The organism is Lysobacter silvisoli (assembly GCF_003382365.1).
Taxonomy (GTDB): Bacteria; Pseudomonadota; Gammaproteobacteria; order Xanthomonadales; family Xanthomonadaceae; genus Lysobacter; species Lysobacter silvisoli.
Window position 1 is genome coordinate 366,706 of the sequence record NZ_QTSU01000002.1, and the last position, 22,270, is coordinate 388,975.

At 70.0% G+C, this 22,270-nt stretch carries 22 protein-coding genes and 1 tRNA gene; 5 read left to right on the forward strand and 18 right to left on the reverse strand.

Annotated features, from left to right (window positions below; genetic code table 11):
• Positions 1–93: 93 nt before the first annotated feature.
• Positions 94–1,209 carry a PilT/PilU family type 4a pilus ATPase gene (locus DX914_RS12790; RefSeq protein ID WP_115859510.1) on the forward strand — a complete coding sequence of 372 codons (1,116 nt, stop codon included), beginning with the start codon at positions 94–96 and terminating at the stop codon, positions 1,207–1,209.
• 85 nt (positions 1,210–1,294) lie between these two features.
• On the opposite strand, the gene maiA is transcribed toward DX914_RS12790, so the two are convergent.
• The 5 genes from maiA to rplM all read right to left on the reverse strand — a co-directional run bounded on the left by maiA (position 1,295) and on the right by rplM (position 4,316).
• Positions 1,295–1,957 (reverse strand): maleylacetoacetate isomerase, encoded by a 663-nt coding sequence (gene maiA / locus DX914_RS12795; protein WP_115859511.1) that lies wholly within the window; start codon positions 1,955–1,957, stop codon positions 1,295–1,297.
• 96 nt (positions 1,958–2,053) lie between these two features.
• Positions 2,054–3,040 carry a fumarylacetoacetate hydrolase family protein gene (locus DX914_RS12800; protein WP_115859512.1) on the reverse strand — a complete coding sequence of 329 codons (987 nt, stop codon included), beginning with the start codon at positions 3,038–3,040 and terminating at the stop codon, positions 2,054–2,056.
• Positions 3,041–3,382: 342 nt separating this feature from the next.
• Positions 3,383–3,457: transfer RNA gene (locus tag DX914_RS12805), tRNA-Gln, on the reverse strand.
• 27 nt (positions 3,458–3,484) lie between these two features.
• Complete coding sequence (gene rpsI, locus DX914_RS12810) at positions 3,485–3,877, reverse strand: 30S ribosomal protein S9 (protein WP_115859513.1); 393 nt, start codon at positions 3,875–3,877, stop codon at positions 3,485–3,487.
• A 10-nt stretch (positions 3,878–3,887) separates the two neighbouring features.
• Positions 3,888–4,316 carry a 50S ribosomal protein L13 gene (gene rplM, locus DX914_RS12815; RefSeq protein ID WP_115859514.1) on the reverse strand — a complete coding sequence of 143 codons (429 nt, stop codon included), beginning with the start codon at positions 4,314–4,316 and terminating at the stop codon, positions 3,888–3,890.
• Between the two features lie 156 nt (positions 4,317–4,472).
• On the opposite strand from rplM, the gene DX914_RS12820 reads away from it, so the two are divergent.
• On the forward strand, positions 4,473–5,657 hold the full coding sequence (locus tag DX914_RS12820) for a (Fe-S)-binding protein (protein WP_158549286.1): 1,185 nt from the start codon (positions 4,473–4,475) through the stop codon (positions 5,655–5,657).
• A gap of 9 nt (positions 5,658–5,666) precedes the next feature.
• Positions 5,667–6,311 carry a 2-polyprenyl-3-methyl-6-methoxy-1,4-benzoquinone monooxygenase gene (coq7, locus tag DX914_RS12825; RefSeq protein WP_115859516.1) on the forward strand — a complete coding sequence of 215 codons (645 nt, stop codon included), beginning with the start codon at positions 5,667–5,669 and terminating at the stop codon, positions 6,309–6,311.
• A 264-nt stretch (positions 6,312–6,575) separates the two neighbouring features.
• On the opposite strand, the gene speD is transcribed toward coq7, so the two are convergent.
• On the reverse strand, positions 6,576–7,370 hold the full coding sequence (gene speD, locus DX914_RS12830; RefSeq protein WP_115859517.1) for an adenosylmethionine decarboxylase: 795 nt from the start codon (positions 7,368–7,370) through the stop codon (positions 6,576–6,578).
• A 231-nt stretch (positions 7,371–7,601) separates the two neighbouring features.
• On the opposite strand from speD, the gene crp reads away from it, so the two are divergent.
• Both crp and DX914_RS12840 read left to right on the forward strand, forming a co-directional pair.
• Entirely contained in the window at positions 7,602–8,267 is a 666-nt protein-coding gene (gene crp, locus DX914_RS12835; protein ID WP_231118264.1) for a cAMP-activated global transcriptional regulator CRP, read from the forward strand.
• An 86-nt stretch (positions 8,268–8,353) separates the two neighbouring features.
• A complete protein-coding gene (locus DX914_RS12840) occupies positions 8,354–8,743 on the forward strand; it encodes a GNAT family N-acetyltransferase (protein WP_158549287.1) in 390 nt (129 codons plus the stop codon).
• A gap of 108 nt (positions 8,744–8,851) precedes the next feature.
• Here DX914_RS12840 and DX914_RS12845 read toward each other — a convergent pair whose 3' ends face one another.
• The 12 genes from DX914_RS12845 to DX914_RS12900 form a co-directional block, all read right to left on the reverse strand.
• Positions 8,852–9,589: a haloacid dehalogenase-like hydrolase gene (locus DX914_RS12845; RefSeq protein WP_115859520.1), complete on the reverse strand. Its 738-nt coding sequence runs from the start codon at positions 9,587–9,589 to the stop codon at positions 8,852–8,854.
• Positions 9,586–10,422: an indole-3-glycerol phosphate synthase TrpC gene (gene trpC, locus DX914_RS12850; protein WP_425480686.1), complete on the reverse strand. Its 837-nt coding sequence runs from the start codon at positions 10,420–10,422 to the stop codon at positions 9,586–9,588. The genes DX914_RS12845 and trpC overlap by 4 nt, the downstream gene beginning before the upstream one ends.
• Positions 10,374–12,182 carry a Mur ligase family protein gene (locus DX914_RS12855; RefSeq protein WP_231118265.1) on the reverse strand — a complete coding sequence of 603 codons (1,809 nt, stop codon included), beginning with the start codon at positions 12,180–12,182 and terminating at the stop codon, positions 10,374–10,376. The genes trpC and DX914_RS12855 overlap by 49 nt, the downstream gene beginning before the upstream one ends.
• On the reverse strand, positions 12,183–14,972 hold the full coding sequence (gene cphA / locus DX914_RS12860) for a cyanophycin synthetase (protein WP_115859522.1): 2,790 nt from the start codon (positions 14,970–14,972) through the stop codon (positions 12,183–12,185).
• Positions 14,973–14,984: 12 nt separating this feature from the next.
• Positions 14,985–15,827 carry a cyanophycinase gene (locus DX914_RS12865; protein ID WP_115859523.1) on the reverse strand — a complete coding sequence of 281 codons (843 nt, stop codon included), beginning with the start codon at positions 15,825–15,827 and terminating at the stop codon, positions 14,985–14,987.
• Positions 15,828–15,863: 36 nt separating this feature from the next.
• A complete protein-coding gene (gene iadA / locus DX914_RS12870) occupies positions 15,864–17,096 on the reverse strand; it encodes a beta-aspartyl-peptidase (protein WP_115859524.1) in 1,233 nt (410 codons plus the stop codon).
• Entirely contained in the window at positions 17,089–17,439 is a 351-nt protein-coding gene (locus DX914_RS12875; RefSeq protein WP_115859525.1) for an antibiotic biosynthesis monooxygenase family protein, read from the reverse strand. Before DX914_RS12875 ends, iadA begins: the two co-directional genes overlap by 8 nt.
• 43 nt (positions 17,440–17,482) lie before the next feature.
• A complete protein-coding gene (gene trpD / locus DX914_RS12880) occupies positions 17,483–18,514 on the reverse strand; it encodes an anthranilate phosphoribosyltransferase (protein WP_115859526.1) in 1,032 nt (343 codons plus the stop codon).
• A gap of 12 nt (positions 18,515–18,526) precedes the next feature.
• Complete coding sequence (locus DX914_RS12885) at positions 18,527–18,871, reverse strand: hypothetical protein (RefSeq protein WP_196778902.1); 345 nt, start codon at positions 18,869–18,871, stop codon at positions 18,527–18,529.
• A gap of 2 nt (positions 18,872–18,873) precedes the next feature.
• The gene (locus DX914_RS12890; RefSeq protein WP_115859527.1) at positions 18,874–19,452 is read right to left on the reverse strand and encodes an anthranilate synthase component II; all 579 of its coding nucleotides are present in this window, start codon (positions 19,450–19,452) and stop codon (positions 18,874–18,876) included.
• A gap of 711 nt (positions 19,453–20,163) precedes the next feature.
• A complete protein-coding gene (locus DX914_RS12895; RefSeq protein ID WP_115859528.1) occupies positions 20,164–21,510 on the reverse strand; it encodes a sensor histidine kinase in 1,347 nt (448 codons plus the stop codon).
• A complete protein-coding gene (locus tag DX914_RS12900) occupies positions 21,507–22,181 on the reverse strand; it encodes a winged helix-turn-helix domain-containing protein (RefSeq protein ID WP_115859529.1) in 675 nt (224 codons plus the stop codon). Before DX914_RS12900 ends, DX914_RS12895 begins: the two co-directional genes overlap by 4 nt.
• Positions 22,182–22,270 lie beyond the last annotated feature (89 nt).

Consider the following 22,270-nt stretch of genomic DNA (forward strand, 5'->3'; position numbering starts at 1 on the left):
GGGGTTGCCGTGACGTAAGGAGTGCGCGCGGCCATTGTCGGAAGCCGGCGGCGTGCTTGCAACGGTACGCGGCCGACAACAAGGGGTGCATGCATGGACATCGGCTATTTCCTGAAGCTGATGACGGAAAAGAACGCGTCGGACATGTTCCTGACCACCGGGGCGCCGGTCTACATCAAGGTCGAGGGACGGCTGTACCCGCTGGGCAACACCGGCCTGCCCCCCGGCATGGTCAAGAAAATCGCCTATTCGCTGATGGACGAGGGCCAGGTGCCCCAGTTCGAGCGCGACCTGGAGCTGAACATGGCCCTGGCGCTGCCCGATGCCGGCCGTTTCCGCATCAACGTGTTCAAGCAACGCGGCGAAGTCGGCATGGTGATCCGCGCCATCCGCAGCATCATCCCCAGCATCGAGGAGCTGCAGCTGCCGCAGGTGCTCAAGGACATCATCATGGCCCCGCGCGGCTTGGTGCTGATCGTGGGCTCCACCGGTTCGGGCAAGTCGACCACGCTGGCGTCGATGATCGACCACCGCAACAGCAACACTTCGGGCCACATCCTCACCATCGAGGACCCGATCGAATACCTGCACAAGCATAAGAAGTCGATCGTGAACCAGCGCGAAGTCGGCCTGGACACCCACGCTTTCCACAACGCGCTGAAGAACGCGATGCGCGAAGCGCCGGACGTGATCCTGATCGGCGAAATCCTCGACGCCACCACGATGGAGGCGGCCATCGCCTTCGCCGAAACCGGCCACCTGTGCCTGGCCACGCTGCATTCCAACAACGCCGACCAGACCCTGGAACGCATCCTCAACTTCTTCAACGAGTCGGCGCACAAGAACGTGCTGATGAACCTGGCGCTGAACCTCAAGGCGGTGATCTCGCAGCGTCTGGTGGTCGGCACCGACGGCCGGCGCCTGCCCGCGGCCGAGATCCTCATCAACACCCCGCACGTGCGCGACCTGATGCGCCGCGGCCAGGTGCACGAGATCAAGCAGGCCATGGAAGAGTCGCTGGAAGAAGGCATGGAGTCGTTCGACCAGTGCCTGTTCCGCCTCTACAAGGAAGGCAAGATCGAGATGGAGGAGGCGCTCAAGGCCGCCGACTCGCGCGACGGCCTGGCGCTGAAGTTCCGCCTGTCCGAGGGCGGCAGCGGCGAGCACGATCCGTACGCGGACATGTACGACGCCAACGCCGCGCATTGAGCGCGGCGGCAAGTCAGCAACGAAAAAGCCGGGCGAATCGCCCGGCTTTTTTTCGACCCGCTGCCCAGTCTCCAGCGCCGGCCGCTCACTCCGGCGGACGATCGGGCTGGTTCTCCGGCCGCGCCGCGTCGAACGCGGGCAGCTCCAGGCAGGCCTGCTCGATGCGCACGATGGTCGGGAACTCGTCCAGCGGCACGCCGAAGCGGCGCGCGTTGTAGACCTGCGGCACCAGGCAGCAGTCGGCCAGGGTCGGGGTGTCGCCTTCGCAGTAGCGGCCGGTGGAGGGGTGATCGGTCAGCATGGCCTCGATCGCGCGGAAGCCCTCGCCCACCCAGTGCTTGACCCAGTCCTCGCGCTCGGGGTGCGGCACGTTCCAGGTGCGGTCGAAGTACTGCAGCACGCGCAGGTTATTGAGCGGGTGGATGTCGCAGGCGATGGTCTGGGCCAGCGCGCGCACGCGCTGGCGGTCGCGCGCGACCGCCGGCAGCAGCGCCGGCTCGGGCCAGGTCTCGTCCAGGTACTCCAGGATCGCGATCGACTGGCGCAGCTTGCGGTGGCCGTGCTCCAGCACCGGCACCAGGCCCAGCGGATTGACCTCGCGGTAGCTCTCGCTGTGCTGCTCGCCGCCGTTGCGCACCAGGTGCACGGGCGCGATCTCGTACGGCAGGCCCTTGAGGTTCAGGCCGATGCGGACGCGATAGGCCGCGCTGGAACGCCAATACGAATACAGCCGGAGTTGCTCGCCCACTGCCTGTCCTTGGATCTGCCGTCGTGCCGGATCGCCCGCCACCTTAGCCGGTGGCGGGCGCGGCGGCGATACCTCTCGTCCGCCGCGGCGCTGCCGTCAGGCGGACTGGCGTTCGATGCGCTGTTCGATCGCGCCGAAAATGCTGTTGCCCTGCGCGTCCAGCATCTCGATGCGCACGCTGTCGCCGAACTTCATGAACGGCGTCTGCGGCTTGCCCAGGGTCAGGGTCTCGACGGTGCGGCGCTCGGCGAAGCACGAGGCGCCCAGCGAGGTGTCCTCGTTGGCCACGGTGCCGGAGCCGACGATGGTGCCGGCCGACAACGGACGGGTCTTGGCCGCGTGCGCCACCAGCTGGGCGAAATCGAACTGCATGTCCACGCCGGCTTCCGGCGCGCCGAACCACTCGCCATTGATGTGGGTCAGCAGCGGACGGTGCACCTTGCTGCCCTGCCAGGCCTCGCCCAACTCGTCCGGGGTCACGAACACCGGGCTCAGCGCCGAACGCGGCTTGGATTGCAGGAAGCCGAAGCCCTTGCCCAGCTCGTCCGGAATCAGATTGCGCAGCGACACGTCGTTGACCAGGCCGATCAGCTGGATGTGGCCGGCCGCCTGCTCGGGCGTGACCGCCATCGGCACGTCGTCGGTGACGATCACCACCTCGGCCTCCAGGTCGATGCCGTAGTCCTCGCTGACCACGCGCACCGGATCGCGCGGGCCGTAGAAGCCGGCGCTGACCGCCTGGTACATCAGCGGATCGACGTAGAAGCTCTCCGGCACGGTGGCGCCGCGCGCGCGGCGCACGCGCTCCACGTGCGGCAGGTAGGCGCTGCCGTCGACGAATTCGTAGGCGCGCGGCAGCGGCGCGGCCAGCGCGGCCGGGTCCAGCTCGAAGGCGCCGTCGGCACTGCCGGCGTTGAGCGCGTCGGACAAGGCGTTCAGGCGCGGCGCGATGTTGGACCAATCCTCCAGCGCGCGCTGCAGCGTGTCGGCGATGCCGGCCGCGCGCACGGCGCGGGTCAGGTCGCGCGAGACGACGATCAGCGTGCCGTCGCGGCCGCCTTCCTTCAGGGAACCCAGCTTCATCGAGACCTCAATCGCAGGCGCCGCAGCGCAATGGTTTCAATTGTAACCGAATCGCGGCGAGGGGACCGCCGCGCGAGCGGTACAGGATCGCGCAATCCCGTGGCCTTGCGCAGCGTTTCTCCGATCCGTCATTCCGGCGAAAGCCGGAACCCATGTTGACGTTGCCCTGGAACCAGCAGCCGCAACCGCCCCAGCGCCATGGGTTCCGGCTTTCGCCGCAACGACGGTTGTGCACAACCGGAAGCGGGCCGCCCAAACGCGCCAAAACGCGGCCAACAAAAAACCCGCCTTGCGGCGGGTTCTTCGTTTCCGGATCGCGCCCGAAGGAACGTTCCGTCTGTTTGGCAGCCCCGGATGGATTCGAACCACCGAATGCCTGAGTCAGAGTCAGGTGCCTTACCGCTTGGCGACGGGGCTATGGAACTGAGTGTAGCAAAAAACCGATTAGCGCTTCGAGAACTGCGTGGCGCGACGCGCCTTGTGCAGACCGACCTTCTTACGCTCGACTTCGCGGGCGTCGCGGGTCATGAAGCCGGCCTTGCGCAGCTCGGGCTTCAGCGACTCGTCGTACTCGACCAGCGCGCGGGCGATGCCCAGGCGGATGGCGCCGGCCTGGCCGGTGATGCCGCCGCCGGAGACGGTGACGGTGACGTCGAACTTGTCGCCCGACTGGGTCAGCTCGAGCGGCTGGCGCACGATCATGCGCGCAGTCTCGCGACCGAAGAACTCTTCGATCGAACGCTGGTTGATGGTGATCTTGCCGTCGCCCTTGCGCAGGAACACTCGCGCGGTGGAGGACTTGCGGCGGCCGGTGCCGTAGTTCTGCTGGATAGCCATGTTCGTAACCTTAGATGTCCAGCGGCTGCGGCTGCTGGGCGGTGTGAGGATGCTCGGAGCCCTTGTAGACCTTGAGCTTGCGATACATGGCGCGGCCGAGCGGATTCTTCGGCAGCATGCCCTTCACGCCGATCTCGATGACGCGCTCCGGGTGGCGCTCCAGCGCCTGGCCGAGGGTCTCGCTCTTCAGGTTGCCGACGTAACCGGTGAACCGGTGGTACATCTTGTCCTGGAGCTTGTTGCCGGTGACGGCGATCTTTTCGGCGTTGATCACCACGAGGTAATCGCCGGTATCGACATGGGGGGTGTAGACGGGCTTGTGCTTGCCGCGCAGGCGGCGCGCGAGTTCGGAGCACAAGCGGCCGAGCGTCTTGCCCGACGCGTCGACGACGTACCAGTCGCGCTGGACGGTCTCGTTCTTGGCGGTGAAAGTCTTCATCGGAGTTCTATGGATACCTGGTCGGGCTCGTTTCGGGCGGCGCTGGGCCGGCGAAAGCTCGCCTCGCGTTGTGGGTGGAACAAAAGAGGCGGAATGATAGCGGCCCCGCCGGGCCGGCGCAAGCCGCCCGGGGCCTGCGTGCTAGCATCGCCGGCCATGTCCGCCGCCCGCCCGCCTACTGCCGACCCGCTGGTGGCGCTGGCCGACCAGTGCGTGCAATGCGGGCTCTGCCTGACGGCCTGCCCCACCTACGGCCGCGAGCGGATCGAATCCGAGTCCCCGCGTGGGCGCATCGCCCTGGCCCGGGCCTGGGCCCTGGGCACGGTCCCGCCCACCGAACCCGCCGACGCCCACCTGGACCACTGCTTGGGCTGCCGCAGCTGCGAGGCCGTATGCCCGGCCGGGGTGCGCTACGGCGAGCTGCTGACCCTGGCCCGCGGCCACCAGCGCGAGCGCCGCGCGCCCTCGCGCCGGCAGCGCTGGGCCGAGGCCTTGGCCGCGCGCCCAGCCGCGCTGGGCGCGCTGTTGCGCTTCTACCGGCTCGCCTATCCGGCCCTACCCCAGGCGTGGCGCGCCCTGCCGCGGCCGCCGTCGGCACGGGCGGCCGCGGCCACGCCTGCGCCGCCGCCCGCCCCACGCGGCCGGGTGGCGCTGTTCGCGGGCTGCGTCGCAAACGTCTATGAGAATGAACTGCGCACCGCCGTCGCCGGCCTCTGCGCCCACCTCGGCTACGCGGTGGACACCAGCACGCGCGACACCTGCTGCGGCAGCCTGCACGCCCACGCCGGCGACCTGGTGCGCGCCACCGCACTGGGCCAGACCACGCGCGCAGCCTATGCGGGCGCAGACACCGTGCTGACCCTGGCCAGCGGCTGCCACGAGTCGGTCGCGCACGCGCTGGACGGCCAGGCCCGCACCCAGGACGCGATCGCCTTCCTCGACGCGCAGGCGCCGCAGCTGCGCCTGCGCGCGCGCCGCGAGCGCGTGGCCCTGCACCTGCCCTGCACCCAACGCAACGTGGTCGGCTCGGTGCCGGCGCTGCGCCGCCTGCTCGCGCGCGTGCCGGAGCTGGAGGTGGTGGAACTGCGCGCGGGCCAGGGTTGCTGCGGCGCGGCCGGCACCCAGATGCTCACCGACGCCGCGCGCGCGGCCGACTTCCGCGCGCCGCTGCTGCGCGAGTTCGCCGCCAGCGGCGCCACCCGCCTGCTCAGCGCCAACATCGGCTGCCGTTTGCACCTGGGCGCGGCGCTGACCGCGCCGGTGCAGCACCCGCTGCAATTCCTGGCCGAACTGGCGCAGCCCGCCGCGGCTACACCGGCGGCTAACGGCGCGACGACGTAAACTGCGCGCATGACCACGACCCGTGCGTTGACCCCGCTGGACCGCTTGCTCGACGACGCGCAGCGCGCCCTGGACACCGTGTTCGGCCGCCCTTACGCCGAACGCCCCAATCCCGCCGCCGACACCGCCCAGATCGAACTGGACGACGCCGAACGCCGGCATTCGGCCGGGCTGATGCGCATCAACCACGTCGGCGAGGTGTGCGCGCAGGCGCTGTACTGCGGCCAGGCCGCGGTGGCGCGCGATGCCGCCACCCGCGCCCACCTGCTGGAAGCCGCGCAGGAAGAAACCGACCACCTGGCCTGGTGCGCGCAGCGCCTGGACGAACTGGACAGCCGCCCCAGCCTGCTCAACCCGCTGTGGTACGCCGGCAGCTACGCCATAGGCGCGCTGGCCGGGCTGCGCGGCGACGGTTGGAACCTGGGCTTCGTGGTCGAGACCGAACACCAGGTGGAAGCGCACATCGACGAGCACCTGGAATCGCTGCCGCCGGCCGACGCGCGCAGCCGCGCGATCCTGCGCACCATGAAGGACGACGAGGCCCGCCACGCCGCCAACGCCGAAGCGGCCGGCGCGCGCGTGCTGCCGCCGCCGGTACCCAGCCTGATGGCAGCGGCGTCGAAGCTGATGAAGGCGGTCGCTTACCGGGTGTAAGCCGGTCTGCGGAAGCCGCGCGCCCTGCGGAAGCTGCGGGGGCGACGACGGCCACTGTGGGAGCGGATTGTCCGATCGCGGCTCACGCCGCTCACACGCAGAGCAAAAACCGTTGCCTTGGGGTAGGAGCGGCGTGAGCCGCGACCACGTCGTGGCCGAAGTGGCGCGGTCGCGGCTCACGCCGCTCCTACCCCGAAGCGGTTGCGCCGGCGCCGCAACGAAAAAGGCCGGCTTGCGCCGGCCTTTTCGCTAACGAGCTTGCGCTCAGTCGGCCAGATTGCGGCCGTGGTACAGCTCTTCGATCTCCCGCTTCAAGCGCGCTTCGATCTTCATGCGCTCCTTGAACGACAGGTTCTTGGCCTTCTCCTCGAACAGATAGGTGTCGAGGTCGAATTCCTTCAGGTGCATCTTGGTGTGGAAGATGTTTTCCTGGTAGACGTTGACGTCGAGCATCTCGTAGCGCGACTTCACGTTCTTGGCCAGGTAGTCCTGGATCGAATTGATCTTGTGGTCGATGTAGTGCTTGCGGCCCTTCACGTCGCGGGTGAAGCCGCGCACGCGGTAGTCCATGATGACGATGTCGGACTCGAAGCTTTCGATCAGGTAGTTCAAGGCCTTCAGCGGCGAGATCACGCCGCAGGTGGCCACGTCGATGTCGGCGCGGAACGTCGCGATGCCGTTGTCCGGGTGAGTCTCCGGATACGTGTGCACGGTGATGTGCGACTTGTCCATGTGCGCGACCACGGCGTCGGAGATCAGCTCCTTGCCCGCATCCTTCTTGTCGATCACCGGCTCTTCCGAGATCAGGATCGTCACCGACGCGCCCTGCGGATCGTAGTCCTGGCGCGCGATGTTGAGGATGTTGGCGCCGATGATCTCCGCCACATCCGTGAGGATCTGGGTCAGGCGGTCGGCGTTGTAGGCCTCGTCGATGTACTCGATGTAGCGCTGTCGCTCGTCTTCGGACGTGGCGAAGCAAACATCGTAGATGTTGAACGAGAGGGCCTTGGTGAGGTTGTTGAAACCCTGCAACCGCAGGCGCGGCAACGGCTTGACCACGGTAGGGGAATCCCGGTCGGACGGCGAGGGCCGGCATTATGAGGCAAACGGCCCCGGGGGGAAACGCGGCCCGGTCCGCGAGGGCCGTCACATTACTGTAAGGACTGCCCGAAACGGGCCGGGGTGACGTAGAGTGCCGCAGGGTGACGCGATTTGCCCAATCCCCCGGTTCGTCCTAAGCTCACCCGATAACCCAAGCACACTCCCATGTCCGCCAACCCGGTAGCCCCCTTGACTGCCCTGCGCCGAACCAACAGCCCGTTGCTGCCGGATGGCGCAACCATCGAACGCTTCCTGGCGCACTGCCACCGTCGCCGCTACCCCTCGCGGACCGACGTGTTCCGCCCGGGCGACCCCGCCAGCACCCTGTACTACGTGGTGTCCGGCTCGGTCAGCATCATCACCGAGGAAGAGGACGGCCGTGAGCTGGTCCTGGGCTATTTCGGCCCGGGCGAGTTCGTCGGCGAACTCGGCCTGTTCATCGAAAGCGACCACCGCGAGGTGATCCTGCGCACGCGCAGCACCTGCGAGCTGGCCGAAATCGGCCACGAGCGCCTCTACGACCTGCTGCTGACCCGGCTGTCGCTGGACGCGCCCAAGCTGCTGTACGCGATCGGCGCGCAGATCTCGCGCCGCCTGCTCGACACCAGCCGCAAGGCCGGCCGCCTGGCCTTCCTGGACGTGACCGACCGCATCGTCCGCGCCCTGCACGACCTGGCCCGCGAGCCGGAGGCCATGAGCCACCCGCAGGGCACCCAGCTGCGCGTGTCGCGCCAGGAGCTTTCGCGCCTGGTCGGCTGCTCGCGCGAAATGGCCGGCCGCGTGCTCAAGAAGCTGCAGGCCGACGGCAAGCTGCACGCCCGCGGCAAGACCGTCGTCCTGTACGGCACCCGCTGAGCCCCGCGCCAGCGATGGGCCGCGCCGCGACCTCCGCCGAGACCGCCCCCCGGGTGCGGCCGGCGGAGCTCGGCGATGCCCATGACGTGGCCCGCCTGCTCGGCGACCTGGGCTACCCCTGCAACCGCGACGAAGCCGCCGAGCGCATCGCCGTGGTCCGCCACGACCCGCGCCAGCACCTGCTGCTGGCCGAGATCGACGGCGACGCCTGCGGCCTGGTCTCGCTGTACACCCTCTACTCCGTGGTCCACGGCACCGAGCTGGCGCGCATCACCGCGCTGGTGGTGTCGCCGGCCTGCCAGCGCCAGGGCATCGGCCGGCGCCTGCTGCGCGAAGTCGAGCTGATCTCGCGCCGCTCCGGGGTCTCGCGCATCGAAGTGACCAGCAATCAGCAGCGCGAGCAGGCGCACGCGTTCTATCGCGACTGCGGGTACAGCGATGGCTCGCAGCGGTTTGTGAAGGCGTTAGGCGACTAGCGAACGCCGCCTTGGGGTAGGAGCGGCGTGAGCCGCGACCGTCCACTTCGGGGTAGAACGTGGTCGCGGCTTACGCCGCTCCTACCCCAAAGCCAGCAACAGCGCCGCTCAGGCCGCCGACGCCACCGGGTCGCCGCCGCGCCCCGGGCAACCCCAATTCAGGATCGGCGTGCCGGGCGGCAGCACGCGCCGGAACAGGGGGATGCGGCGGGCCTTGGGGTTGACCACCACCGGCCGGCGCGCGGCCTTGAGCAGCGGCAGATCGGCGCTGCTGTCGGAATAGGCGACCTCCACCGGCGCGGTGTAGCCGGCCTGGCGCAGCATGGTCATCTTCATTTCCGAGTGGCAGTGGCGCAGCGCGCCGACCGCGCCCAGGCGCGGGCCGACCAGGGTGCCGACCACCGGCACGTCCTCATGGGCGACGAAGGCCAGGATCGCGCGCGCCAGCTCCGGCGGGGCGCCGGTGGCGATCACCACCCGGTCGCCGCGCTCGCGGTGGTGGTGCAGCACGTCCAGCGCCACCGGCAGCAGGCGATGGCGGATCTCGTCGGTATGCGCAGCCACGTAGCGGTCGATGGCCGCGTCGAACTCGCGCCGCCCGCCCATGCCGATCGACCCCACCCAGACGAAGCCGGAAATGCCCACGCGCCGGGTCGGCAGGAACGCGATCAGCGGGCCGAACACCGGCGCGATCAGCAACGCCAGCAGGGGCCGCCACCACGAACGCTTGATCAGCCAGGCGAACAGGTGGCTGCCGGAATCGCCGTCGTAGAGGGTGTGGTCGAAGTCGAACACCACCAGCGGCGCGTCGTCGCGCGCGGGCGGGAAGCGTCCCGCCGCGCTCATGCCGCGAACAACCGCTGCAGCGCCGCGCCGGGATCGGGCTCACGCATGAAGCTTTCGCCGATCAGGAAGGTCTCGATGCCGGCGCCGCGCATCTTGGCCACGTCGGCACCGGTGGCGATACCGCTCTCGGTGACCAGGGTGCGGTCGCGCGGCACCGCCTCGCGCAGGGCGATGCTGGTGTCCAGCGAGACCTCGAAGGTGCGCAGGTTGCGGTTGTTGACCCCGATCAACTCGCAGTCGGTCTGCAGCGCGCGTTCGAGCTCGTCGATATCGTGCACTTCCACCAGCACGTCCATACCCAGCTCCATCGCCAAGCCGGCCATCTCGATCATCGGGCCGTCTTCCAGCGCGGCCACGATCAGCAAGATGGCATCGGCGCCGATCACCCGCGCCTCGTACACCTGGTAGGGGTCGATGGTGAAGTCCTTGCGCAGCACCGGCAGCTGGCAGGCCGAGCGCGCCTCGCCCAGGTACAGGTTGCTGCCCTGGAAGAAGTCCACGTCGGTCAGCACCGACAGGCAGGCCGCGCCGCCGGCCTCGTAACTGCGCGCGATCTCGGCCGGACGGAAGTCGGCGCGGATCAGGCCCTTGGACGGGCTGGCCTTCTTGACCTCGGCGATCACCGCAGGCGCGCCGGCGGCGTGCTTGCGCTTGATCGCATCGACGAAACCGCGCGCCGGCGCCTGCCCGGCCGCGCGCGCGCGCAGGTCGTCCAGCGAACGCACGCGGCTGCGCTGTTCGATCTCCTCCACCTTGCGGGCGAGGATCGTGCGCAGGACATCGGTCATTCCTTCATCTCCACATCGCCCGTCAGGGGCCGGCCGGGGCGCCATTGTCCCAGTTGCAGCCGATCGAGCAAGACGACGACCGCATCGCGGGCCTGGCTGTTGTGGACGGGCAGTACAAGGACGTCGCCGGGCCCGGCCCAACGCAGCAGGCGGGTGGCGGCTTCGACCTCGTCCAGACAGACCTCCAAAGCGCTCTCGGCCAGCCCGCGTCGGCGCAGTTCGTCGCCCAGGATCGCGGCGACCTCGCCCGCGGCGCGGCCGCGCATATAGCCCTCCAGGTCCTTGAGCACGACCCGGTCCGGGCCGAATCCGGCCGCGACCGCCGCCAGTTCGCGGATATCGCGGTCCTCGCGGTTGCCGGCCTGGCCCAGCAACAGGCCGAGCCGGCGCCCGGGCCGGGCAGCCACCTCCAGCAGCTTGCCCAGGCCGTCGGGGTTGTGGGCGTAGTCCAGGTAGACCTCGCTGTCGCCGTAGACCCAGCGCTGCAGGCGCCCGGGGTTGTCGGCCGCAGCGTTGCCGAAACCCGCCAGCACCTGGGCGATGCGCTCGGGCGCGACACCCAGCGCGGCCGCGGCCAGGGCCGCGCCGCTGAGGTTGGCCTGGTTGTAGCGCGCGCGGCCGCCCAGGGTCAGCGGCATCGCGGCGACTTCGCCCAGGTCGTGGTCGCGGCCTTGGTAGTGCAGGCGCAGGCGGCCGTCGCGCGCGGCGCAGGTGGCGCCGCCTTGCTCGCGGTGCGCCTGCAGGCGCGGGTGCGACGCGTCGAGCGCGAACCAGCCGATCGGGTGCGGCAGATCCGCGCCGTGCCGCACCAGCAGCTCGTCTTCGGCATTGAGCACCAGCAGGCCATCCTCGGCCAGGCCGCGCGCGACGGTGAGCTTCACCTGAGCCAGGTCGTCGAGATTGTGGATGCCGTACTCGCCGAAGTGATCGGGGCTGATGTTGGTAACCAGGGCCACACGCGCGGCTTGTGGCGTGAGACCGCGGCGCAGCAAACCGCCGCGAGCGGTTTCCAGGATCGCCGCTTCGACATCGGGACGACGCAATAGCGTGCGTGCACCGACCGGGCCGGAATAGTCGCCGCCGTCGATGCATTCGCCACCGACGTAGAGCCCGTCGGTGCTGCTGTGCGCGGTATGCCAGCCCTGCGCGCGCGCCATCGCCGAGAGCACGCGCACACTAGTGGTCTTGCCGTTGGAGCCAGTAACGATGGCCTTGGGGATAGCGTGCAGTTGCGGCCAAGGCACTTCGCCGGCATCTGGGAGTTGTTCGAGCGGCCAGGTTCGGCTGCCGATGCCCTCGCCAATCGACACGGCTTCGTCGTCGATGTAGGCAGGCAATCCATGCGATTGAGCCAGATCCCACAAGAGAAAGAGATCGGGCGACATTTCGGCAAACAGTAGAGCGCGTAGCGTATGCAATGCGATGCCGCGGCTCCACGGCGGCGCGTAGCCCGGCGCAAACGGCGGCAATGCCTCCTGGTCGCGCAAGCCAACCGCGGAAGACCACGCCCACTCGTTGATCTCGGTGGCCGCATAGAGCTGATCGGGCAATGCCGCGATCGCCAGCGAGGCCCCGGTGGCATGCTCACGGACCACCACGCGGTCGAAGCGCGAGCCTGCGAACACGCCGACGGCGGCGATGTTCTCGCGCCAGCGCATCAGCGCGCCAGCGGCGGCCCGGCCGCGCGTCTCCAGCACCACGCCGGGCGAGTCGAAATACAGATTCGCCCCGGTCAGCCGGCGCGAATCCTCGAACGGGAACTCGTACTCCGGCAGCGCGGCCGCTGGCTTGGACTCCGCCGTCACTCAGTCGCTCTCTTCGCGTTCGAAGCGCAGGCCGCGTTCGTCGCGGACCACGCCTTCCATGGCCGCGACCACCGCCTCGTCCAGGGTCTGCTCCAGCGGCGGCAGCTCGATGCGCGCCGTCGCCGCGGCCACGCCGCCCTCGGGCTGGAAGTGGATGATCTGCTTCCACGAGCGCGCCAGCGCGTCGGCGAACACCAGCAGCAGGTCGCCGGCCTGGGCCATGCGCAGCGCCGTATCGATCGCGGTCTGCTCGTCGGGGATGATGCTGATCGCCGCGCGGTCGACGCCGCGCGCCTGCAGCGCCTTGGCGATGATGCGCGGCACCTCGTCGCCGTCGCGGCCGCGCAGGCTGTCGTCGCGGCGGCAGACGTAGTGGTCGAACTTGCCGGCCACGGCCTCGGCGATGGCGTGCAGGTCCTCGTCGCGGCGGTCGCCGGGGCCGGCCAGCACCACCAGGCGGCGTCCGCCCACGTCCAGGCGCTGGGCCAGGTCGGCCATCACCCCGACCGCGTGCGCGTTGTGGCCGTAGTCCATGAGCACCTTGAACGGATGCTCGTTGTAGACGTTCATGCGCCCGGGCGCCTGGAAGAACGTGGTGTCGAAGGTACGCAGGCCGTGGCGGATCGCGTCGAGCTTGATGCCCATCGAGAACGCCATCGCCGCGGCCACCATCGCGTTCTGCACGTTGTGCAGCGCGCGTCCTTCCATGGTCGCGGGGATCAGGTGCGTCCACAGCAGCGGAATGTGGCTGCCCTTGTCGTACAGCGTGATCATGTGGCCGTTGACGCCGGCCTCCAGCGCGCAGGCGCGGCCGCCGGCGCGGATGTGCTCGCGCACCAGCGCATGGGCCGGGTTCATGGTGACGTAGCAGATCACCTTGGCGTCGGTGTAGGCCGACATCTTCAGCACGTTGGGATCGTCGGCGTTGAGCACCGCGCAATCCTTGGCGATCTCCACCACCACGCGCTTGACCTCGGCCAGCTGCTCCAAGGTATCGATGCCCTTCAGGCCCAGGTGGTCGGACTGGATGTTGATGACCGCGCCGACGTTGACCTCGGACACGCCCATGCCGGCGCGCAGCAGACCGCCGCGCGCGGTTTCCAGCACGGCCAGGTCGATCTGCGGATCGGACAGCACCATGCGCGCCGACACCGGACCGGTCATGTCGCCCTCGACCGTGCGCTGGCCGTCGATGTAGACGCCGTCGGTGGTGGTGAGGCCCGGCGTGTAGCCGGCCATCTTGGCGATGTGCGCGAGCATGCGCGCGGTGGTGGTCTTGCCGTTGGTGCCGGTGACCGCGGCGATCGGCACCCGCGCCGGTGTGCCGGGCGAGAACAGCATGTCGATTACCGGGCCGGCGGCGTCGCGCGGCGTGCCCTCGCTGGGCGCCACGTGCATGCGGAAGCCCGGCGCGGCGTTGATCTCGCAGATGCCGCCGCCGGCGTTCTTGTAGCTCTCGGCGATGTTGGGCGAGATGAAGTCGACGCCGCCCACGTCCAGGCCGATCGCGCGCACCGCGCGCACCGCCATGTCGCGGTTGTCGGGATGGATGATGTCGGTGACGTCGGTGGCGGTGCCGCCGGTGGAGAGGTTGGCGGTGGAGCGCAGGTAGACGACCTCGTCGTCGGCCGGCACCGATTCGGCGGTGTAGCCCGCGCGCTCCATCATCAGCACGGCCTGGGCGTCGAGTTCCAGTCGCGTAAGCACCTTTTCGTGGCCGACGCCGCGGCGCGGGTCCTGGTTCACCGCCTCGACCAGCTCGGCGATGCTGCGCTTGCCGTCGCCCACCACATGGCCGGGCGTGCGCCGGGTGGCGGCGATCAGCTCGCCGTTGACCACCAGCAGGCGATGGTCGTCGCCGCCGACGTAGGTTTCCACGATCACCGAGCGCGAATGCTCGCGCGCGGCCTCGAAACCGGCGCGGATCTCGTCCTCGCCGGAAATGTTGATGGTGATGCCGCGGCCGTGGTTGCCGTTATAGGGCTTGGTCACCACCGCCCCGCCCAGCCGGCGCGCCGCGCGCACCGCGCCGGCGGCGTCGGTCACCAGTTCCTGGCGTGGCACCGGCAGGCCCAGCGAGGCCAGGATCTTGTTGGTCTCTTCCTTGTCGCTGGCCAGTTCCACCGCGATGTGCGGGGTGCGGCCGGTGACCGTGGCCTGGATGCGCTGCTGGTACTTGCCGTGGCCGAACTGGATCAGCGACTGGGTGTTCAGGCGCAGCCACGGAATCCCGCGCGCCTCGGCGGCGCGCACCAGCGAGGCGGTCGACGGGCCCAGCGCGCGGCGCTGGGCGTAGCGGATGAAGTCGTCGCGCGCCGATTCCCACTCCCAGTCCTCGGGCACGCTGCCGGCCGGACGCAGGGCGGCCGGCAGCAGCGAACACAGCAGCTTCAGTCCGAGCTCGCCGGCGGCGATGCCCTCCTCGCGCTGCGCGTACTCGTAGACCACCGAGTACACGCCGGGCCGGTTGTCGCCGATGCTGCGGGTCTTGCCGAAGGTGACGTTCTCGCCGGCCACGTTCTGCAGTTCGATCGCGACGTGTTCGAGCACGTGGCCCAGCCAGGTGCCCTCGTCCTCGCGCAGGCGGCGGACGAAGCCGCCGGGCGCGCGGTAGGAGCAGCCGTGTTCGGCCAGCCCCGGCAGCGCCGCCAGCAGGCCGTCGACGAAGGCCGGCCCCAGGCGCGCGGTCGGCCACTGCTCCAGCGCCTGCAGGTCCAGTTCCAGCCGTATGACCGGAAAATGCGCATACAGCGAAGGGCCGACGTAGACGGTGCGTTCGAGTATGCGCATGTGAACCTCACTTCATGTCTTGGGGGGTGCCAGCGAACCGGCGGATGCCTTGCGGGTATTGAGATTGAAGGTGGCGCCCTTGGTGAGAATATGCACGCCCAGGCCGAGCAGGCACACCGGCTCGTTTTCGCCGACCAGGTGCATCGACGAGAACTGCAGGTCGTCGGCGTCGACCACGGTCACCGAGCCGCTGCCCTCGACCTCGATCGTGTTGTCGGGCGAGATGAAGGCGGCGGTATCCTCGTCCAGCCCGATGCCGACCGCGAACGGGTTGTAGGCCAGCGAGGCCACCAGCCGGCCGAGACGGTCGCGCTGGCGGAAATGCTGGTCGATCACCACGCGGTTGGTCAGACCCAGGCCGGGCGCCAGCCGCACGCTGTCGGCGCGCGGCGACGCGCCTTCCACACCGTAAGCGATCATGTGCTCGCTGAGAATACTGGCGCCGGCGCTGGTGCCGCCCACGGTCACGCCCTGGGCGTTGCGCGCGCGGATCGCTTGCGCCACCGGCGTGCCACCTAGCATGGTCGAGATGCGCAACTGGTTGCCGCCGGTGAAGAAGATGCCGCTGGCGCGCTCCAGGCGCTGCACCCGGCCCGGCTCGTGGCAGTCGCGGCGGGTGTCGAAGTCCATCACCTCGACCTGGGCCGCGCCCAGCTCCAGGAACAGCTTCTCGTAACGGTCGCCGGTATCGGCCAGGCGGCTGGCGGTGGGGATCACCACCAGGTCGGCGGAGGAGCCGCCGCTGAGCTTGAGGAAACGCCGCAGGATGGCGGTGTCGTGCTCTTTGTCTTCCGCTCCGCCGATCGGAACGATCCAACCCCGTTGCTCGCCGTCGGGGATTCTGCTGGGTGCCATCTAATGCTCGCTTCTACGTAAACTGGATCGGGCTAATCAGTGCTGGGGCGGTATCGGTGCGCTTGCACCGGTCGGCCGCGCCGGGGTTTCGAACTGCCCATGGCGCACGATCGCGCCATCGCGCAGGTGGGCGACGCCGCCGATGAACACATCATGCGCCGCGCCGCGTTCGTCCAGGGTCACCAGATCGGCATCGGCGCCGACCCCGATGCGGCCCTTGCCGTCCAGGCGCAGCAATTGCGCGGGGTTGAGGGTGTAGGCCGGCAGCGCACGCTCCAGCGCGACGCCGCGCGCCAGCACGGCGTTCAGGCTGTCCAGCAGCGCGCCGGATTCGCCCACGTCCATGCCGCACACGCGCCCATCCGCGTCGAAACACGGCAGACAGCCGCCGGCGTCGGAACTCACCGTCACCCGCTCCGGCGGCGCGCCGCTGTCGAGGTAGCGCTGCAGCGCCTCGTCGGCGCTCCAGGCATCCTCGCCCTCCTCCACCGGAAACGCGGTGAGGTCGATCCAGCAGCCGCGGCGCGCCAGCTCCAGCGCCTCCTCGAACAGGGCCTTGCGCCGGTTGACGTGGGTGGGATTGAACACGCGCGCCGGCAGTTCGCTGCGCTCCAGCGCCTGGCGCACCAGTTCCAGGCCGCGCGCGCCGTCGCCCAGATGCAGATGCACGATGCCGGCCTTGCCGCTCATCAGTCCGGCCACGTGCGCTTCCGAGGCCAGCCGCAGCAGTTCGTCCAGGGTCGGCTGGCTGGAACGGTGATCGCTGATCGCGACCTCGCCGGCGCCGATCAAGGGTTCGATGAAGACCACGTCGCCGCGCACGCTGCCGGTCAGGGTGGCCGGCGGCAGATGGTAGCCACCGCAATAGCCCCAGGCGTTCAGACCCTCCTCGCGCAGCGCGTAGACGGCCGCGACCAGCTCGCGCGTGCTGCGCGCCAGATCGTCGGTGCCGAGCAGGCCGACCACGCTGGTCACGCCGGCGCGGGTGTAGCGCGACAGCGTCGGCGCCGGCACGCGCGTGCGGAAGCCGGCTTCGCCACCGCCGCCGGTGACGTGGACGTGGCCGTCGATCAGGCCCGGAATCAGGCGCCGGCCCTGCAGGTCGATGCTGTCGGCCAGCACCGCCTGGGGCAGCTCGGGCGCCTGCGCGCCCATCCACAGGATCTTGCCGCCGCCCAGCAGCAGGTGCTGGCGGCCCAGCGGCCGCGGCGCGTACACCTCGGCGTTGCGCAGCAGACGCAGTCCGGCGTGCGACGCGGTCTCACTCATCCTGCGGTCCCCTGGCCCAGCCGTAAGCGCGCTCGACCTTGGCCACGCGCAGTTCGTAGCGACCATACCAGTGTTTGCGGCCGCGTTCGCGGGTGGCGGCGTGTTCGAGATTGCGCTTCCAGGCCACGATCGAGGCCTCGTCGGCCCAATAGCTGACGGTGATGCCGAAGCCGTCGGCGCCGCGCGTGGACTCGACGCCGAGATAGCCCGGCTGCTGCGCGGCCAGCTCGACCATGCGCTCTGCGGCCTCGCCGTAGCCGGCGTCGTCCTGGCCGGTGCGTTGCGAACTGAAGATCACCGCGTAGTACGGCGGGGCAGGCAGTTCGGTGAAGGGGTCGCTCATGGTCGGGCTCGCTGGCGAACGCTGGCGAAGAGAGGCGCGAGAATCAGGACGCCAGCTGCCGGGTCGCGGCAACGAACTCGTCCAGCTTGGCGCGCGCGGCGCCGGAGGCCAGCGCGGCGCGCGCGAGCGCGATGCCCTCGGCGATGCTGTCGGCGGCGGCCGCCGCGTACAGCGCCGCGCCGGCGTTGAGGGCGACGATCTCGCGTGGCAGGCCGTCGTGGTTTTCCAGCGCCTGCAGCACCATCGCCTTGGACTCGACCGCATCATTCACGCGCAGATTGCGGCTGGCGGCCATGGCGATGCCGTAGTCCTCCGGGTGCACCTCGTACTCGCGCACCACGCCGTCGCGCAGCTCGCCGACCAGGGTGCCCGCGCCCAGCGACAGTTCGTCCATGCCGTCGCGTCCCCACACCACCAGCGCGCGCTTGGCGCCCAGTTCCTGCAGCACGCGCACCTGGATGCCGACCAGGTCGGGATGGAACACGCCCATCAGGATGCTGGGCGCATTGGCCGGATTGGTCAGCGGGCCGAGGATGTTGAACAGCGTGCGCACGCCCATCTCGCGCCGCACCGGCGCCACCACCTTCATCGCCGGGTGATGCACGGGCGCGAACATGAAGCCGATGCCGGTGCGCTCGATGCACCGCGCCACCTGCTCGGGCTGCAGCTCGATCGCCGCACCCAGCGCTTCGAGCACGTCGGCGCTGCCGGACTTGGACGAGACGCTGCGGTTGCCGTGCTTGGCCACCTTGGCCCCGGCCGCGGCGACCACGAACATGCTGGCGGTGGAGATGTTGAAGGTGTGCGCGCCGTCGCCGCCGGTGCCGACGATGTCGACCAGGCCGCTGCGGTCGGCCAACTGCACCGGCCGCGCGAATTCGCGCATCACCGTCGCCGCGCCGGCGATCTCGCCCACGGTTTCCTTCTTCACCCGCAGACCGGTGAGGATGGCCGCGGTCATGGTGTCGGAGACTTCGCCGCGCATGATCATGCGCATCAGCTCGACCATCTCGTCGTGGAAGATCTCGCGGTGCTCGATGGTGCGCTGCAGGGCTTCTTGGGGGGTGATGGGCATGGCGCGGTCCGGTCAGAGCGAGGCGTGTTCGAGAATTTCCTGTCCCATCAGCACACAGTCCTTGCCGTCGCGCCAGTACTCCAGGCGCATGCGGTACTGCCCCTTGTAGACGTAGCCCCAGACCTCGAGCACGTCGAAACGCTGTTGCTTGTTGGCCGGGTTGACGATCGACGGCAGCGGCTTGGCCGGGCCGGAGACCTTGGCGCGGTCGTCGCCGTCGGTGTGGAATTCCAGCAGCTTCTGCGCCTGGATCAGCGCGTCGGCGGCGCAGGCGTGGCTGGACGGCTTGGTCGCCGCCGGGGCGGCGAAGGCCGCGGCGGTCAGGACGAACGCGAGGGCGAGCTGGGGGCGGGTCACGGTCAACGCTCCAGGAAGTTCTTGAGCAGGGCGTGGCCGTGCTCGGTGAGGATGGATTCGGGGTGGAACTGCACGCCTTCCACCGGATGCTCGCGGTGGCGCAGGCCCATGATCTCGTCGAAGCCGCCGTCCTCGTTCTCGGTCCAGGCGGTTACGTCCAGGCAGTCGGGCAGGGTGTCGCGCGCGACCACCAGCGAGTGGTAGCGCGTGGCCTCGTAGCGGTCCGGCAGGCCGGCGAACACGCCGCGGCCTTCATGGCGGATGCGCGAGGTCTTGCCGTGCATGATGGTCTTGGCCCGCACCACGTCGCCGCCGTAGGCCTGGCCCAGGCTCTGATGGCCCAGGCACACGCCCAGAATCGGCACGCGCGCGCCGAGTTCGCGGATCACCTGCAACGACACGCCGGCTTCGTTGGGCGTGCACGGCCCCGGCGAGATCACGATGCGCTCGGGCTGCAGCGCCTCGATCTGCGCCACCGACAGGTCGTCGTTGCGGATCACCTTCACTTCCGCCCCCAAGGCTTGCAGGTACTGCACGAGGTTGTAGGTGAAGCTGTCGTAGTTATCGATCATCAGCAGCATGAGGGGGCCACTCGTTCGGGTCGCGCGATGCGCGGTCGGGGGGAAGACGGAAGCGGGCGCGCAGCCATGGAACCGCACGGGGGACGGCCGGCGCTGGGGCGCCATTGTGCTATGCGCGGCGGGCGCAGGCATCCGCGCACGCGGGCACGGGGCCTGCGCGGCGTGACGGCGTCGGGGAAATGCGATGGGCGGGGGTCGCGGCCTTCAGGCGCGGGCGACGGACATCGGCTGGGGGTCAAGCGGGGATTCCTCGATGGACGGACAGGGGCGGTCGGACGCGCAGCGCCACCATCGCCAAGCCTGGCCGGCTTTACAGGAATCGAGTCGGATCGCGGAGGAACCCATGGCCCTACTGTAACCGCTGCGGCGCGGCGCGGCGAGCGGCTGGGGCCACTGCCCCGCTTTGGGGTAGGAGCGGCGTAAGCCGCGACCGCGTCAGTGGGGGCCGTCGCGAGTTCGGGGCCTGATCGCGGCTTACGCCGCTCCCACAGGAGGCGCACCTGCTGGGCCCGGGGTAGGAGCGGCGCGAGCCGCGACCGCGTATCGGCCGATCACGGCGCGAGCTTCGTTCGGTGCCGGGGCTGGCGTCGTAGTCGCCATGGCGCGGTCGCGGCTTGCGCCGCTCCTACCCTAAGCGATCGCCGCTCTGCTTCCTGTAGAAGCGGCGTGAGCGGCGATCGCGTATTGGGCGGTAGGCCACGGCTGCGGGAGCTAGGCCGCCGGCAGCACCACCCGCACGCGCAGGCCCGGTCCGTTGTCGCCCAGGCTGATCCGGCCGCCGTGGCGCTGCACGATCGCGCGCACCAGGCTCAGGCCCAGGCCGGTGCCTGGCGAGCCGCGGTGCGCCTCCATGCGCTGGAAGCGGTCGAACATGCGCTCGCGCTCGGCCTCGGGGATGCCGGGGCCGCGGTCGTCGACCTGCAGCAGCACCCCGGTGCTCTCGCCGTGCACGCGCAACTGCACCGCGCTGTCGGCGGGTGCGTACTTGAGCGCGTTGTCTAGCAGGTTCACCAGCAGCTGGAACAACTGGTCGGCGTCGCCCTGCACCCAGCCCGGCGCCAGTTCGGTCAGCAGCACGATGCCGCGCTCGGCGGCGCTGGGGGTGTAGAGATCGGCGGCGTCGCGCGCGAGCGCGGCCAGGTCCAGGCGCGGCGCCTGGATGGCCGGCGCCTGCGCCTCGATCCGCGCCAGCCTCAGCAATGCGCCGAAGGACTGCAACAGCTGGTCGGTCTCGGCGATCGCCGCGTCCAGCTCGGCGTCGCGGCTCTGGCCGCTGGGCCGCTCGCGCAGTTCCTCCAGACGGTTGCGCAGCCGGGTCAGCGGCGTGCGCAGATCGTGGGCGATGTGGTCGGTGGCGTGGCGCACCCCGCCCAGCAGGTCTTCGATGCGGTCGAGCATGCCGTTGAAGCGGCGCGCCAGGCGGTCGAAGGCGTCGTCGCTGCCGTCCAGCGGCACCCGCAGCGCGAGTTCGCCCTCGCCCACGCGCGCGGCGGTGTCGTCCAGGTGGCGCAGGCGCCGCGACACCCAGCGCGAGGTCAGCCAGCCGATCGCCGCGCCCAGCGTGGCCGCCACCAGCAGCGCCGCCAGCGCGGTGCGCAGCATCAGCGCCAGGAAACGGTCCTGCGAGCGCAGGCGCACGCCGGTGAGCAGGGTTTCGCCGCCCGGCAGGTGCAGCAGCTGCGCGACCACGCGCAGGCGCTCGTCGCCCTGGTGCTGGGCGAAGGCGATCCAATGCGGGCTGCGGCCGCCGCGCGGCAAGGCATCTTCGTAATGGCCGGCCAGCGTCCGGCCCTGCGCGTCGAACAAGGCATAGACGGCGTCGGTATCGTCCTGCGCGCCGCGCTCGCGCAGTTCATCGGCCAGCGCCGCGCGCCCGCCTTCGCGATACAGCTCGACCAGGCCGGCGGCATCGGCGCGCACCACTTCGCGCGCGTCGCCGTCCAGCAGCGCCGACACCGCGTAGTGCACGCCCACGCCCAACAGCACGAAGGCCAGCAGGAACGAGGCGGTGACCGCCAGCGCCAGGCGCGCGCTGGCGGAGCGCGGCGCCGGGCTCATGCGCCCAGCCGGTAGCCGGCGCCGCGCACGGTGTGCAGCAGGGGCTTGGGATAGCCCTGATCGATCTTCTGCCGCAGCCGGCTGATGTGCACGTCGATCACGTTGGTCTGCGGATCGAAGTGGTAGTCCCACACCGCCTCCAGCAGCATGGTGCGGGTGACCACGCGCTCGGCTTGGCGCATCAGGTACTCGAGCAGGCGGAACTCGCGCGGCTGCAGCTCGATGCGCTTGCCGCTGCGGCGCGCCTCGCGGCTGAGCAGGTCCAGCTCCAGGTCGGCCACGCGCAGGCGCGTGGGCTCGCTGCCGCCCGCGCTGCCGCGGCGGGCGATGCTGTCCAGGCGCGCGCTGAGTTCGGCGTAGGCGAAGGGTTTGACCAGGTAGTCGTCGGCGCCGGCGCGCAGGCCTTCGACGCGGTGATCGACCTCGCCCAGCGCGGTCAGCAGCAGCACCGGCGTGCGGTTGCCGGCGCCGCGCAGGGTCTGCAGCAGGGTCAGGCCGTCCAGCCCGGGCAGCATGCGGTCCAGGACCAGGGCGTCGTAGGGCTCGGTGGTGGCCAGGAACAGGCCGTCCTTGCCGTTGTCGGCCTGGTCCACGGCATGGCCGTCTTCGCGCAGCCCCTTGGCGATGAAGCCCGCGGTATGGAGATCGTCTTCGATCAGCAGGACGCGCATGCCGACTCCCGGTGTCGCAAAAGAATACCCCGCCGGGAGGAAGCCGGCGGGGCAGCCACCTGGGGTCGTAGGTGGGCTTCGGGGACGCA

Bases quoted from the DNA above. Each gene is read 5' to 3' on its own strand.
- DX914_RS12875 (WP_115859525.1), bottom strand. From the start codon at position 17,439: ATGAGCGACCCCTTCACCGAACTGCCTGCCCCGCCGTACTACGCGGTG.
- coq7 (WP_115859516.1), top strand. From the start codon at position 5,667: ATGACCACGACCCGTGCGTTGACCCCGCTGGACCGCTTGCTCGACGAC.
- DX914_RS12865 (WP_115859523.1), bottom strand. From the start codon at position 15,827: ATGGCACCCAGCAGAATCCCCGACGGCGAGCAACGGGGTTGGATCGTT.
- iadA (WP_115859524.1), bottom strand. From the start codon at position 17,096: ATGAGTGAGACCGCGTCGCACGCCGGACTGCGTCTGCTGCGCAACGCC.
- rpsI (WP_115859513.1), bottom strand. From the start codon at position 3,877: ATGGCTATCCAGCAGAACTACGGCACCGGCCGCCGCAAGTCCTCCACC.
- DX914_RS12900 (WP_115859529.1), bottom strand. From the start codon at position 22,181: ATGCGCGTCCTGCTGATCGAAGACGATCTCCATACCGCGGGCTTCATC.
- DX914_RS12895 (WP_115859528.1), bottom strand. From the start codon at position 21,510: ATGAGCCCGGCGCCGCGCTCCGCCAGCGCGCGCCTGGCGCTGGCGGTC.
- DX914_RS12845 (WP_115859520.1), bottom strand. From the start codon at position 9,589: ATGAGCGCGGCGGGACGCTTCCCGCCCGCGCGCGACGACGCGCCGCTG.
- DX914_RS12800 (WP_115859512.1), bottom strand. From the start codon at position 3,040: ATGAAGCTGGGTTCCCTGAAGGAAGGCGGCCGCGACGGCACGCTGATC.
- DX914_RS12790 (WP_115859510.1), top strand. From the start codon at position 94: ATGGACATCGGCTATTTCCTGAAGCTGATGACGGAAAAGAACGCGTCG.
- DX914_RS12890 (WP_115859527.1), bottom strand. From the start codon at position 19,452: ATGCTGCTGATGATCGATAACTACGACAGCTTCACCTACAACCTCGTG.
- DX914_RS12820 (WP_158549286.1), top strand. From the start codon at position 4,473: ATGTCCGCCGCCCGCCCGCCTACTGCCGACCCGCTGGTGGCGCTGGCC.
- trpC (WP_425480686.1), bottom strand. From the start codon at position 10,422: ATGGCGCCCCGGCCGGCCCCTGACGGGCGATGTGGAGATGAAGGAATG.
- trpD (WP_115859526.1), bottom strand. From the start codon at position 18,514: ATGCCCATCACCCCCCAAGAAGCCCTGCAGCGCACCATCGAGCACCGC.
- rplM (WP_115859514.1), bottom strand. From the start codon at position 4,316: ATGAAGACTTTCACCGCCAAGAACGAGACCGTCCAGCGCGACTGGTAC.
- cphA (WP_115859522.1), bottom strand. From the start codon at position 14,972: ATGCGCATACTCGAACGCACCGTCTACGTCGGCCCTTCGCTGTATGCG.